General features: G+C 36.3%; 13 protein-coding genes. 4 read left to right on the forward strand and 9 right to left on the reverse strand.

Going from position 1 to position 14927, the window contains the following annotated elements:
• Nucleotides 1-253 precede the first annotated feature (253 nt).
• The 8 genes from ACZZZI_RS04060 to ACZZZI_RS04095 form a co-directional block, all read right to left on the reverse strand.
• Nucleotides 254-1447 carry a phosphoglycerate kinase gene (locus ACZZZI_RS04060; RefSeq protein WP_344765056.1) on the reverse strand — a complete coding sequence of 398 codons (1194 nt, stop codon included), beginning with the start codon at nt 1445-1447 and terminating at the stop codon, nt 254-256.
• 6 nt (nt 1448-1453) lie between these two features.
• Nucleotides 1454-1891, reverse strand: coding sequence for a GNAT family N-acetyltransferase (locus ACZZZI_RS04065; RefSeq protein ID WP_463488643.1), 438 nt, complete (start codon nt 1889-1891; stop codon nt 1454-1456).
• 65 nt (nt 1892-1956) lie between these two features.
• Nucleotides 1957-2952: a type I glyceraldehyde-3-phosphate dehydrogenase gene (gene gap, locus ACZZZI_RS04070; RefSeq protein ID WP_344765060.1), complete on the reverse strand. Its 996-nt coding sequence runs from the start codon at nt 2950-2952 to the stop codon at nt 1957-1959.
• Between the two features lie 101 nt (nt 2953-3053).
• Entirely contained in the window at nt 3054-4148 is a 1095-nt protein-coding gene (locus ACZZZI_RS04075) for an MraY family glycosyltransferase (RefSeq protein ID WP_344765062.1), read from the reverse strand.
• 181 nt (nt 4149-4329) lie between these two features.
• Nucleotides 4330-4515, reverse strand: a complete 186-nt coding sequence (locus tag ACZZZI_RS04080) for a HepT-like ribonuclease domain-containing protein (RefSeq protein ID WP_425567318.1) — start codon at nt 4513-4515, stop codon at nt 4330-4332.
• A 116-nt stretch (nt 4516-4631) separates the two neighbouring features.
• Entirely contained in the window at nt 4632-4898 is a 267-nt protein-coding gene (locus ACZZZI_RS04085) for a nucleotidyltransferase family protein (RefSeq protein WP_463488644.1), read from the reverse strand.
• A 111-nt stretch (nt 4899-5009) separates the two neighbouring features.
• Complete coding sequence (locus ACZZZI_RS04090; RefSeq protein WP_344765066.1) at nt 5010-5930, reverse strand: glycosyltransferase family 2 protein; 921 nt, start codon at nt 5928-5930, stop codon at nt 5010-5012.
• 124 nt (nt 5931-6054) lie between these two features.
• A complete protein-coding gene (locus ACZZZI_RS04095; RefSeq protein ID WP_344765068.1) occupies nt 6055-6567 on the reverse strand; it encodes a hypothetical protein in 513 nt (170 codons plus the stop codon).
• Between the two features lie 726 nt (nt 6568-7293).
• On the opposite strand from ACZZZI_RS04095, the gene ACZZZI_RS04100 reads away from it, so the two are divergent.
• Nucleotides 7294-7734 (forward strand): hypothetical protein, encoded by a 441-nt coding sequence (locus tag ACZZZI_RS04100; protein ID WP_463488645.1) that lies wholly within the window; start codon nt 7294-7296, stop codon nt 7732-7734.
• 1186 nt (nt 7735-8920) lie between these two features.
• Here ACZZZI_RS04100 and ACZZZI_RS04105 read toward each other — a convergent pair.
• Nucleotides 8921-9319 carry a hypothetical protein gene (locus tag ACZZZI_RS04105; RefSeq protein ID WP_344765070.1) on the reverse strand — a complete coding sequence of 133 codons (399 nt, stop codon included), beginning with the start codon at nt 9317-9319 and terminating at the stop codon, nt 8921-8923.
• A gap of 1116 nt (nt 9320-10435) precedes the next feature.
• Between ACZZZI_RS04105 and ACZZZI_RS04110 the strand changes: the two genes are divergently transcribed.
• From ACZZZI_RS04110 to ACZZZI_RS04120, 3 genes are all read left to right on the forward strand, one after another.
• Nucleotides 10436-11251 (forward strand): polysaccharide biosynthesis/export family protein, encoded by an 816-nt coding sequence (locus tag ACZZZI_RS04110; protein ID WP_463488646.1) that lies wholly within the window; start codon nt 10436-10438, stop codon nt 11249-11251.
• A 301-nt stretch (nt 11252-11552) separates the two neighbouring features.
• Nucleotides 11553-13952: a GumC family protein gene (locus ACZZZI_RS04115; protein ID WP_463488647.1), complete on the forward strand. Its 2400-nt coding sequence runs from the start codon at nt 11553-11555 to the stop codon at nt 13950-13952.
• Between the two features lie 441 nt (nt 13953-14393).
• Entirely contained in the window at nt 14394-14894 is a 501-nt protein-coding gene (locus ACZZZI_RS04120; protein ID WP_463488648.1) for a UpxY family transcription antiterminator, read from the forward strand.
• The last annotated feature ends 33 nt before the right edge of the window (nt 14895-14927 follow it).

Raw genomic sequence — 14927 nt, forward strand, 5'->3', positions numbered from 1 at the left:
CAATTTGGAAAAAAAATCAGACCGCTAAAATTGAACCCTCGGCAATATATCCTGTTATTTTAATTAAATATCTTTTCCAAATCAATGTGAAGGCGATAATCAAATCCTGGGAAAATGTATATTTTATCGGCTATGGCGTTATGGGTAAATAATAGAATAGAAGATCTCTTAATAACAAAAAAGCCTGGAATTGTGATTTTCACATCCAGGCTTTCTTTTATATAATTCTTTTTTTAAAAAAGTAACATCAGAATTACTCGTTAATGGCTTTAACGCCAGGTAATTCTTTACCTTCCATGTATTCTAATAATGCACCTCCACCGGTAGAAACATAACTTACAGCATCTTCCATTCCGAATTTTGCAATAGCCGCAGCCGAATCTCCACCACCAATTAAAGAGAATGCGCCATTATCTTTAGTAGCTGCAACAACTGCTTCAGCAACTGCCTTTGTTCCAACTTCGAAGCTTTCCATTTCGAAAACGCCCATTGGACCATTCCAAAGTAATGTTTTAGAGTTTTTAATCACCTCAGCAAATAAAGCTGCGGATTTAGGGCCAATATCAAGTCCCATCCAATCTGCAGGAATCTGACCAGAATCTACATCTTTTTTAGCTGCATCGTTTGCAAATTTATCTGCAATTACGGTATCTACAGGAAGGATTAAGTTCACACCTTTTGCTTTCGCTTTTTCGATCAATTCTAAAGAAAGTTCTTGCTTATCTGCTTCTAAAAGTGAAGTACCAATCTCGCCACCCAGCGCTTTAGCAAAGGTGTAAGCCATACCACCACCTATAATGATATTATCTACTTTATCCAACAGTTTTTCGATCAAAAGAATTTTATCTGACACTTTTGCTCCACCCATAATCGCAGTAAACGGACGTTCGGCATGGTTTAATATTTTCTCTGCATTTTCTAATTCAGATGCCATTAAATAACCAAAGTATTTTGCATCAGGGAAAAATTGTGCAATTACGGCTGTAGAAGCGTGTGCACGGTGTGCTGTACCGAAAGCATCGTTAACATAAACATCGCCCAAAGCAGCTAACTTTTCAGCGAAAGCAACATCACCTTTTTCTTCTTCTTTATAGAAACGAAGGTTTTCTAATAACAAGACCTGGCCTGGAAATAAGTTTTTAGCTTGATTTACTGCCGATTCGCCAATGCAATCATCTGCAAATTTCACCTCTAAATCCAGCATGCGAGATAAATCGCCCAGAATATGCTTTAAAGAGTATTTGTTAGTCGGTCCATCTTTCGGGCGACCTAAGTGCGACATCAGAATAACTGAACCACCATCGTTTAATATTTTTTGGATCGTTGGTAGTGCAGCACGCATTCTTTTATCATCCGTAATTTTAAATTCATCATCCAAAGGAACGTTGAAATCTACACGGATTAGCGCTTTCTTATCTTTAAAGTTAAACTGGTCTACTGTTTTCATGCTTTATTATTTTTGATTTAAGTTTAATTTCATTTCATAATGGAAACCGATTCCAGGAATATCAAATTCTGGAGACTCGGTTGTAAATCCAATCTTTTTGTAAAATGCTGCTGCCGTCGATCGGGCATTACACCACAAATAATTGGTTTGGTATTCTTTTAAATATTCTATCGCAAAAGAAATTAATGCTGCGCCATAACCTTTTCCCCCGAAATCGGGATGCGTAGCCATGCCTCTTAGTTGATAGCCCTCTCCTGCGCCCTCAAAAAAATCGTTCCGCATAAAAGTAGCTATCGAAAGGATTTCACCACCCAGCTGATAGCCCAGGTGAAAGGTATCATAAGCATCATCCCCGTCAAAAAGACAGTGTTCAAAAGACTTGCTGTTTCTTAAAACCAGGCTTCTTAAAGGAAGTACTTCTTCTTTGGTGATGAATTTTACCATAATTGCATTTAAAAAGGGATATTCAAAACTATGCAAACGTTCCCGTAATTTGCTAAAGCTTATTTTTATTCAGCTTTTAATAAGCTTATTTTTTTTATTAAGTCAACCAATCGGCTGCTGTATCCAAATTCGTTATCGTACCAACCTACTACTTTCACCAAATCGCCTACTATGGAGGTTAGTTGCGCGTCAAATATACAAGAATGTGGGTTATCAATAATATCGACAGAAACGATTGGATCTTCAGTATATTCCAAAACCTCCTTAAACTCGTTTTCTGATGCATTTTTAAAGGCCGCATTTATTTCTTCGATGGTTGTTTTTTTCTTTAATAGACAGGTAAAATCTGTTAATGAACCGTTTAATACTGGAACTCGGATACCTGCCCCGCCTAAACGGCCATCCAGTTCGGGAAAAATATGGGTAATGGCTTTCGCAGCTCCTGTAGTAGTTGGAATAATTGAAGCTGAGGCTGCTCTTGCCCTACGCAAATCTTTGTGATTACTATCGTGCAGATTCTGATCGCCCGTCATAGAATGGATGGTTGTGATATAACCTTCTTCCACTCCCCAGTTATCGTTCAGAATTTTAATCATTGGTGCAATATTATTGGTTGTACAACTTGCATTAGAAAGTACTTTACTGGTTAAGTCGATTTCATTTTCATTTACACCAAGTACAACCATTGGAATATCATCGTTTGCAGGTGCAGAAATAATTACCTGTTTGGCGCCAGAGGTAAGATGACATTCCGCATCTTCCAGAGTTAAGTTTTTGCCCGTACAATCTACAACAATATCAACTCTTAATGCTGCCCAGGGTAATTGAATCGCATGTTTAATTGAAAATACAGGAATTGAAACATCATCGATAACCAAAGCATCGGGAACAGCCGAAACCTTACCTTTAAATACACCATGAACGGTATCATATTTAAAAAGGTGTGCCATTGTTTTTGGGTCAGACAAATCGTTAATGGCCACCACTTCAAATCCTTCTGCGAAAGCCAAACGTAAGAACGTTCTTCCTATCCTTCCAAAACCATTTATTGCAATTCTCATCTATTAAAATTAGAGCGCAAAATTAGTGTTTATTTTGAGATTGAAGGAGATAAATTAAGCCTTTGACAATAGAGCGATTAATGAGAAGATGAAGCATTTATCTAGAGTTTCATGATTTGCTTATTATCCATTTTTCGAAGACGAACGAAAAGGATAAAATCGAAAATAACACATAAGCCAATAATAAAAAAAATCAAAAAGAAATTTCCAAGATGCCGCATTATAACCGTCATTGCAACCATTCCAATATTTAAACTTGCAGTTATAAGAATTATTATTGGATTTTTAATACCCAAGCGCTCCATACGATGATGAATGTGATTTCTGTCTCCATCAAAAGGAGATTTGCCTTTTAATATGCGAACAGTGAAAATGCGGAGCGAATCGAAAATGGGAACAATTAAAATTGAAACAGCGATTGCAGGCGCAGAATAAATAAATGGATCTAGTTGTCCAGAAAACTTATTCAGTTCAATAAACTTTATCGACAATGCAGCTGTAACGAGTCCTATAATTAAAGCCCCTGTATCGCCCATAAATATTTTTGCAGGGTTCCAGTTAAATTTTAAAAACCCAGCTACAGAACCTGCCAGTGCAAAAGCTATAAATGCATAGGGTATTTGATCCATCAGTGCAAAGAGAATCCCGAAAATCAGGTTAGCAATTATTCCTATGGAGGCAGCTAACCCATCTATACCATCTATTAAGTTAAAGGCATTGTTCAGAAAAATAATTAGTATTACCGAGAATACGCCGCCCCAGATCAGATTCATATCACCAATACCCATCACGCCGTATAAACTGGTTAGCCTGAAACCACCAAAGAAAACTAATATAATTGCTACAATGAGTTGAAGAATAAATTTAGTGCTGGTATTACTCCCATAGACATCATCTTTTAAGCCTAATGCGGCCAGAATGATGCAAGAAGTGATTAGAAAATTAGCTTCTTCGAATGCCGTAAGCGTCGAGAACAGCAACGTGGCAATGGTAAAGCTGGCAACGATAGCCAGGCCGCCTAATCGGGAAATATTATCTCCATGAATTTTTCGATGCATATCATTTGTATCAAACAAATTATATTTAATCGAGGTATGAATAATAGAAGGGATAGATAAAACCACAGTTACACCAGCAAGCAGAAAGATCGCTAAGCAAAAAAATACAGGATTGGTATTTAGTAAATCTGTAAGCAAATTGTAGAAGATTTACTAGCAAATATAAGGATTGTAACTAAAGTGTGGGTGTTGGTTTGTAACTGATTTGACTAAAATCAATTGCATTTTAAGTAAACAGTTTCTGATTCCAGTATTGAGGACCGTAAATCACCTTTTTATAGAAGAATAGATCATTTATTCAGGTTATTCATTATTATTTTTAAATATAAAAATTTAAATCCGGCAGTTTATCCATAATAATATTCCAGGCGATATTATAATCCACTCCATAGTAATCAAGAACTATACGATTTCTTGTGTCTGACATTTTCCTCCATTCAATATGTGGATATTGCAATTTGAGATCGAGGTCAACTTTAGTACAAGCTTCACCAATGATTTCCATACTTCTAATAATTGTCCGAGATAATATGGATCATCACTTACTTCATCTCGATTTTTATTTATGACGAATGCTCTATAAAAGAAATTTCATCTATTATATGATTTAAAAGCTCAAGATTAGATGGCAACATATTCGGTTTGTTTTAGGATATGAGGACCGATATATTTGCTTAAAGACTGAGGTGTAACCAATTCTACTTTTCTTCCTAGCAGCCCTTCAAGGTAGTAGGAAAGATCAATGTAATTATCATAACTCTTCTGATTTGGATAAAATTCGACAAGAAAATCTACATCACTTTCATCCTTCTGGTTACCTGTAATAAGAGAACCAAAAACCCCAAGTTTCGCTACGCCAAATGATTTAATCGTCTTACTATTAGACAATAGCGTAGAAAAAAGAACTTGCTTATTTGAAACCTTATTGATCATTTTACAAATTTACTCTATTATTTTAATTCTAGCAATAAGAAAAAGCCCGTTAAGCGGTTCTTACTCCTATCGCTTAAACTGACTTAACTTTGCAAACTTTTTTTTAAACAAAACAATTATCGCATTCGGTATTTTATTTCTTTTAAGAGCTTTATAATCATTCGCCAATCCCAGTAAAAGACTTTTTATCGATTTATTACTTACACCACCAGTACGCATATTCACCATTAAAAGGGATAGGTAGGTTGCAGTAATTTTGTATTTATGAAAAAACCTTAGAATTAAATCATAGTCTGACGCAGTCCCCATATCTAAGGCATAATTACCATATTTTTCGAAGAGCATTTTCTTAAGGTACAAAGTAGGATGCGCAGGCATCCAGCCTTCTTCAATATCATTAAAATTAGCTTGTTTTGATTTCCAGCCCCTTACAACCCTCATTTTAGTTGGATGAATATAATTCAAATCACCATAAACACCATCTGTGTTTTTATTCTGCTCAAAAGTCCGAACAACTTGTTGGATAATATTTTGATCAGCAAGTACATCATCTGAATTTAAGATCCCAATTACATCACCCGTTGCCAATTTTATACCTTTATTGATTGCATCGTAAAGCCCTTCATCTTTTTCGGAGATAAAATGTGTAATAAAGCCGCTATACTGCTTAATAATCGAAATCGTATCATCCTTTGAACCACCATCTACCACGATATATTCGATATTGGAATAGGTTTGTGCGATAATGGATTCAATACAATCTTTCAGAAAAGCTTCAGCATTATAAACAACGGTTATGATTGATATTTTCATGCCCAATTTCGTAAGTCTTCCTATTGCAATTAAAATCGTAAAGATAACAGATGCAGGGATATAATCGTCAATCTGGCAATTGGTTGTTACGACGGCGTAATAACCTAAATAAAACACGCCACAAGCACACTTCAGCTGCAAACACAAACGATATTGATCGAAAAGTTTACGCATCTTTTTGAAGGCAATGATTTATCTTTTTTGATTTCGAAAACGGTGATTTGATCCTTACGGGAAGATCTTTACTCTTTTCCAAACCTAAGGCACTTAATCCGTATAGCCCGAATGGAAAAAAGTTTCATATATCAGTAATATATCCACTTATTATAATGACGGAAGTTAAAGGGATGAGGTTTAGTCTAAAAAATGGCTTAGTGTTTATTTTTTTTAGAATCAGTAAACCCAGAATACCAGAAACGGCGACTAAGGGCAGGCTGTAATCGTCGAGGTTACATTCCAAAGTTGATGTGTAATCTACTAGATCGCCATACTTACATGTTAGGCAAACTGCCGAAACTCCTGGAATATTTACACTTGGAGAACCGTAAATACAACCATTAACGTTTATTGGAGTTACATTTTTAGCCCAAGGGATAGTACACGATACATTTGAATTTATGATAGGAGTTAATTGATAAATTCTTCCTCCTAAAGTAAGGCTCAGCCCACTACCTACATCAACACCTAATGTGTAAGCTGAGAAGCTAGTGTAAATTACCGAGCCGCCCGAAATCCTACATCCAATGGCAGCATTTGATTTAAAAAAAAATGTTAAGGCAAAAAAAGTAAGAATATATTTTAAATCCTTCATATTTATACTTTAGCGACATCACAAATCTAAAGACAGCACAAACAAAAAAAGTCGTTCTTTTTGTTCAAATACAACATTAACTCCTTATGATAAAGGCGGATAAAATATTAGTCAGCCAAAAAAAATGAACAGGATGAATAGATAAAAAGCTAATAAGAATTATTAAAATTTCTTCAGAAAGCATGGAGCGATAACAACTCCAAACATGAGAAAGGTCTTTAATATTTTTGTAATATAAACACTATAAATAACGATATTCTGCATAAAATAAATGTAAAATAAGTAGCTGTATCGTATTGCTTTTATTAATTAATTTACTTGAGGCCGAAGATTTTTTTTAATTAAAACCATCGTTTAATTCATAGAATATTGCCCTTTTTACTTGCGCTAGTCGCCATTACTACACTTTTAGAAATGTGGGCGACAAAAATAAAAGTTGCTTTTCCCATATTGGTGGTGGCTGCGGGCCTGTTAATCAGTTTTGTCCCAGCCCTGCCTATTTTAAGAAATATCCAAATCAACTTCGGCCATTCTGGAGGGAGAGAGTTTATTAAATTACACATCTTCGTTAATTATTTTTCGCTTTGCCTTAGTGGCCATTGGTACTGGCAAGTTTGTGTTAAAGGAAGCCGCCTTTACTTTTACCTAGATAGTGGTTGGCGGTGTGGGTATTGAGCTGGTTATTTGTTCAGGCACGTAAACGCCTACCAACCGACTTGACCTCTGATGTTCAGTTTACCCTTATTGCATTATTGGGTAGCCGAACAGCTTCATAGTTCGGGTGTATGGGCGGTAGTAGCAGGCGATTTGTCCCTCTCGACTAAAAGATTGGTTTTTCTTAACAGCACTAGCCGCATTAAAACTTACAGCGTTTGGGAAAGCTTTGTTTTCATCCTAAACGACATTGTGTTCCTCATTATGGGCCTAGAAGCTCCCGAGGTCGTAGGCGGTTTGCGTTTGGAAGGTATATCTCTATCTACCACAATTGGTTACAGGGTACTGGTAACAGCCATTTTAATTTGCGCGCAAATGATCAGTTCTTATGTAGTGATGATTGCACCTCCCGCACCGAAATCTGATATTCATCAATTCTGTAGCCATTTTGCTTACACTCCTGGTGCAGGGACTTACCCTACCCTAGTTCATCACCAGAGGCAAATTATTTGATTTTATCCAGCAGAAAACGAAGAAGTAGATTTTCGGGCACTGAAGAAAGGCTTGCGCCAGCATGTTTACAGGTTTTTTGCAAAATAAATACCATAACGACCCTGCGGGCGAATGCATGTTAAAGGGTTTTACAGCACTGGGAAGAAAAAACAAAAGTTGCTGCTGATGACGACTATACGAATGAAAAAACAAAAGCCGTTTTCATAGAGATACTGAACATTCAACGACTTTATTGAAGCGAACTTAACCTCGACCCTAAATCAATGAAAAACTGATTCGCCAGCAATTATATCAGATTGATCTGGAAGAGAAACGGTTGAAGACGATTTGAAGCATACCGGAAACTAAATATTTTTTTAAAGCGCCATTCTGAACCTGTCGAAGACCATTTCGATCAATAAGTATGCGTATATATCTAAAACCTACACTAATTTAGAGCGAGCATGCTCCGTTTTCGCATGTAATAAAACCCGAAGGCGCCTAATGGTAGAATTAATAGCCAGATGCAATCATCGAGGGGGCAGGGAACGTATGAATATGGATTCGTTTCGTTAATATTGCTATTAACGCCATTTATAGACATCGAATAATCTGTTCCCAAGTAAATTGTACAGCCAACTGCCACAGTTGTTGAGCTTGCATTATTATCTGTCGTACCGTTTCCAGGCAATCTTCCTCTGATAGCACTCCCTTTTGGTTGACACGTATAAGGGACTGAGTAATTCGGATCAAACCGAAATCTATAATCAATAATCTTGTTCATATCATTCTGATAAAGACTAACAACATTAGTCCCTATTGTTCTATAATATAATCGACCACTAACTAAGCATCCATAAGTAAAATCTGCTCCGTTAAGCTTTGGCATATTAGCAGGACTTATGTAAGCTTTACATTCAACTGAAAAAAAGGACGAAATAGATACTAAAGATAAAAGGACGAAAATCTTAAACCACTTGGTAATCATAATTAGAATTGGAATGGGACAGTTTCCATTCACAAAAATATAGAACTGTGTAATAATTACACCATATGAGCTACATCATAATACAATTTTTATGATTTTTGATGAGAAAAAACGAAAAGATACAATTTAAAAGAGTGGAATTAGTTTGAAGAGTAAGAGTTTACAGAATGTATTCAATTGAAAATAAAATTATAATAAATGGTATTTATGTAAAAATATCTAAGTGATATTAAGCAGATTTCTTCGTCTTAAAACCATAAGGCCAAAACTGCCAAAAGCTAAAATGAGATGCGAGACATAGTCATCTAGGGGGCAGGGCACGAAAATAAGCCTTGAAGCTGGAATATAGTAGTTACCAACTAATGATCCATTAATACGACAAGACTGCCCATTTGTTGAAGCGCTCAGATAATCATACTTTGGACAAGCATTTGGATAGGCGGTATTTGAAGCATCATTATATGCAATAGGTGTGCCGAAATTCCTGGTTCCTGTTGGTAAGGCTCCATAGTAAATCAATTCATTTGGTGTTCCATAATTTAACGCACATCCTTGAGCGACTGCATAATTGCTAAACACAAAAGATAAAAAACCAATTAAGTACTTAAAGTTCTTCATGCACAATAATAAACTGAATTGTACTCTTAAAAAGACAGAATTTAATTTTTTTGATAATAATCAAAAACATAATCTTGGGAATTAAAAAACTTCAAAAATTAATAATCATAATATTTTAAATCACCAATAGCGCCGCACCAATGAGCTGTTTTTAAGTTGATTAAAGTCAACAACATTTTCCTTGAGCCTAGACTTTTCAGTCTAAGCGGAGGCGAAGACTCATTCATCCTTTGACTCCGCTCAGGATGATAACTTCGACTCAATATATATGGCGCACAGCCGAAGTACTTAGGATTACGAGTTAAAACGAAGATTACATCTCTTTAGAGATAAGCTATTTTTTCTGCTCAAAATCAAAAATGCAACACCATATTTTGTTAAAAGGACAAGTGGAGTGTAGGCATCTTTTCGGAAGGCCATCTCATATTAATTACCTCCATATAGGCGATCTATTACCCAAGCTGTACCGCTTACAGAAGGTGTATCATTTTGGTAAATATGAGGCCTACCTGTACTACAACTTAACCATTGACTTTAAGGAGTAAGACTAGCCGAAGTAACAGTTGAGTTTGTATATAATTTACGTTGTAAATATAACAACAGTAACTTGGATTTTGAGCTTCGACAGAAAAGCAACATAAGAAAGGAAACAGTAAAAAAATAGAAATTTAGGACAATCAAAAATTATTCTATAAAAACAGATATATGCTGCACACTCACCTAAAATTTCTTTTAGTTTTGACCAGATGGCAATCGTATGGATTTATGCCATAAATAAATGTGGAAATTAGAACGAGGGGATGAAACCGTTGCCGGTCTTTATTACAATTATACTAATTAAATGTATTTCTAGCCCATAATTCTACGACAGCTTCTGCTGCTGTGCTGAGGGAAACAAAAAAGATATTACGCAATAGTCCTTCGACCTAGTTTATATTGAGTGAAGCCGATGAACTCACGGGACCGTAATTAAAAGGACCAGCTGCACAAAAGCAAACCTGCTGATATATATAATCAAGTGTTTGTTTTTTGTACAATTCATTTTTTTTAGCATATTTAAGAGTTATTTTTGTAAATACACATTGTTTGGATATAGTGGCATCGTCTTTCAGAATTATGAAGTTTAAAAAACCTTTAATACAATCATTCGTTCTTTTATTTATCACTATTGGCTTGTTCGGCTGTGCCGCTCGTAAAGAACGTAGTTTGTTCAATGCAAAGAGCGATATCGTAACCGATACCATTAAGCAGGTTTATGTTGTTAATGATCAGGGTATCAGCGATGCATTTTATAAGATTAAAATAAACGACAGGCTGGCTATTCGAAACGTACAAAATAAAGAATTTGGTGCAACAGCATCGACGATCAGTAACAGCAGTACTTCCAGTTCCAACAGCGGCGCTATTAACAGTGTGCTCTCCTACCCTGTAGATTTAGATGGGCAAGTAAATTTGCCTGCTATCGGCAAAGTAGGGGTTGTAGGATTAAGCAGACGTGAAGCTGCGATTAAAATACAGGAGCTTTATGCGAAACAATTGCTCCGCGACCCAATTATTGAACTAAGTGTAGTGAACCTAAAAGTTACCCTGCTGGGTGAGTTTAGTAAACAAGGTAATTTCTTATTGGAAAGAGATAATACTACCTTGATTGATATTATTGGTGAAGCTGGGGGGATTACCAAAACTGCAGACCCGAAAACCTTAAAAATTATCCGAGGTGATCGTGCCAATCCCGAGATTATTTATGTTAACCTGAATGATATTAATAGTTTAGCCAGTAAGAAACTCGTTCTACAAAATAACGATATAATTGTTTTACAGCAGACGAAAAGTTCTGCCACAACTGAAAAACTGCAGAGTTATAATAATCTTTTACAACCCTTGCTTGTTGTGGTCAATTTAGCGGTACTGATCTTTACCGTGACGAGGTAGTTTTTTGTGGTTGGTTAGTGGGTTAGTTGTTTAGCAGTTTAGTAGTTAGTGGTTAGGAGAAATTGTTTTATTGATTATTAATTAAATGAGGCTTCGACAAAACTCAGAATGACAAAATCACTAGTGAAATTTGATAATTGGTTAATTGTTGAAAGAAAGATAACGAACAAGGAGAAACGGAAAACTTACAGATTATGAATTGCGTAATTGATTATTGTAAATTGATATTGGCTATTAAATACCACGGTCTTCGATAAGCTCAGACTGACAGATAAGAAATAATTAATAAAAACAGAAAACATTGACTGAAACTGTTCAAGAAAAAAAAGGCATTAGCCAGAGTATCGATTTCTATAAAATCTTCAGGGTTTTTTTAAGTCGCTGGTATTGGATTGCTGCTACAGTTGGTATTGCATCTTGTATTGCCTGGCTCTATTTATGGTACACGCCACCGATCTATCAGACTGGTGCATCTTTAAAACTCGAGGATAGTGATCGGAGTGTGAGTACAGGCAATCAAATGGCCGCTCAAAATTACAATTATACCGATAAAATACAGGCTGAAAGCTTTACCATCCGCAGTAATGAAGTAATTTCAAATGCAGTAAAAACCCTGGATTATAAGATCAGTTATTATTTAAAAGGTCGCGTACGTACTACAGAGCTTTATCCAAATGTGCCCTTTGTTATAGAAATTATAAAACAAGACAGTGTTAATTTTGATCGGTCGCTTTACGAAGTGACGGCTGCAGATGAGCAGCATTTCAATTTATATTTAGCCGAAAACGATAAGCATAAAACTGTTTATCAATACGGACAGCGCATTAGCATCGGCAACATGATCTTCCGCATTAAAGATAAAATCCCTGCAAATAGTAAATATCAGTTTAAATTTAACAGCAAAGAAGATTTTATAGGTCGGGCTATGGGTGGTTTATATATTGGTGAAGCTGCCCGCTTTACTAATGTGATGAGTTTAAGCCAAACTGATGGAAATGCAGTTTTTGCAGCCGACATCCTGAATGCGATTATGAAGGAATATGTTAAATATGACATCATCCAACGCAGGCGTTCGGCTAAGCAAACAGTAGACTTCATTGATAATCAATTAAATTTTATTGACACAGAAGCGGGTAAATCTGGCAGCAGTTTAGCGAATTTCAAAACGCAAAATAAACTGGTTGACATGAGCTCATCCACCTCAATGACGGTTGGGAAACTTTCTGACTTTGAGAAGCAGAAAACTGAACTTAAACTGAAACAACTGGGCATTAAGCAATTACAAGAGCAGGTAAACAGTAATAAATCAAAAGTAGAAATTGGCCTGGATTTAGAAGGCGATATAAATTCTGGCTTAGGACTATTGGTTAACCAGCTTAATACACTTTTAGCTAACCGCGAAATAAAATTAGGTCAGTTTAACAGCGATTCTCAGCCTGTAAAACAAATTGAACAACAGATTGCCAATGTAAAGGCCAGTATAAGAAGTTCGGTTGATGGAATGTTGAGACAAAACGAACAAACCATCGCCTACCTTGATCAGCAGATTGCTGGTGTAACCCGTAGCATGAGTACAATTCCTGTTAAAGAACAGAATTTTGTAAAGCTGCAAACTAATTTTGAGGTTAACAATAAGGTAAGATCGTATTTATCAGAGAAAAAACTGGAAGCAGAAATGAATGCCGCAGCCGTTGTTTCCGCCGCTTCTATTGTAAATCCAGCTTATCCTTCTTACTTCGCCATTTCACCAAATTCCAATAAAGCTTACAGCACCGCTTTAATGCTTGGCTTAGCATCAGGTTTTGGTTTGATTTTGTTGGTACGTTTTCTAAATCCTTATATCTACGATAAAGAAACGGTTGAAGGCTTAACGCACACACCTATCATTGGCGTTATACGCAAATTCCCTGATTTTATTGATCAGGATAGTAAGCAGGCACTCTCTTTATCCAAGCCAAAATCTGTGTTTGCTGAGTCTATTCGGTCTGTTCGAACGAACCTTAGTTTTCTGGCTAGCCATAAGGCGAGTAAAATCATCTGCATTACTTCTGAAATTTCAGGAGAAGGAAAATCATTCGTTACTGTTAATCTCGCTAGCACGCTGGCATTAATCGAGAAAAGAGTGGTTCTAATTGCAGCCGATTTACGAAAATCGAAACTACACCGTGCATTTGGAAATGATAACAAGAAAGGTTTGAGCTCTTTACTTTCTGGCCAGACGAAACTGGAGGATATACTAACGCACGATGCGGTACATAACATCGACTTCATTCCTTCAGGTCCAGTACCACCTAACCCTTCTGAATTATTACACACGGAAGCGATGAAAGCCCTATTAAGGCAACTGGAAAAAGACTATGACTATGTTTTGGTAGATACAGCCCCTGTAGGCTTAGTATCTGATGCGATTCCGCTTATTCGCTCTTCGGATGTTAACCTATTCGTAATCCGTTCGGGTGTTTCACAACAAAGAGCCGCTAATATTCCAGAGCGCTTATCGCGGGAATATGGATTGAGTAATCTAGCTATTGTTCTTAATGCCTTTGGTGATGATGCACTTTACTCTAATTATTATACAACAGACTATAGCAGAGGTGGCGGAAACAGTACTTATTACTATTCTGATTATTCGGGTTATTCGGGTTCTGGTTATTATGATGATGAGAATAGAAGATGGTGGCAGTTTTGGAAGAAAAAGTAATTTGGTTAAGACGTCTTCCGCTCGCCGCCGCGGAAAGACTCTTTCTTTTGTGTGAACAAAAGAAACAAAAATCACCAGCTGAAAATTTCTTTTAAAGACAGTAGTGACGTTTGTTGTTACTCACTAAAAAATTTGTTAGGTTGGATTTAAGTGTAACGGAGATTTAGGAGCCAGGCTTAGTTGGTTGCAAGAGTTAGATATTGAAATAAGAAAAGGTGCTGTTAGGTATTCTGGTTGTTGGGCGATTGGTTAGGGTAAATTTGGTTCATGTTTATTGGTCTAACTGAAAATGAAAAACGGATAGCTAATAACAAAAATTTGGTGAATTGGTTGGTTGTAGAATTGTTAATTATCAATTATGGTTTTCGACTCCGCTCAGACTGACAACGACTCCGCTCAGACGATCATCGAACCGCGGTAAACGAAAACCGATAATGAAAAATGGACAATAATTATAAGTGGTATCCTGTTTACACCCGTTCTCGAGCAGAAAAAAAAGCCTACGACGAACTGATCAAAAAGGACATAAAGTGCTATTTACCTCTTAAAAAGACACTTAAGCAATGGAGTGATCGAAAAAAAATAGTTGAAGAACCTCTAATTAAATCCTACCTCTTTGTGTATATTTCGGCCAGGGAGTATGCTGAAGTTTTAATGACAAATGGAATTGCCAGGTTTCTTTATTTCTCAGGCAATATTACTTCTATGCCTGAACAGCAAATTGAAAACTTAAAGTTACTACTTGCTACTGATGCAGAATTAGAGGTAATGGAATATGATATTAAAGCTGGTGAGCAGGTTATCATTAAGGCAGGTCCATTTAAAGGGATGCTCGCTGAAATAGTTGCCCTGCATAATAAACGGCGCTTAATTTTGCGTTTAGAGAATATGGGGGTTGCCATTGAGGTTAATACTTCGATGGCTTTTGTGGAAAAGATGTAGTTTGGATTAGTTGTTTGTTAGTTTTTTGGTGAT

The organism is Pedobacter sp. AC190 (genome assembly GCF_979258025.1).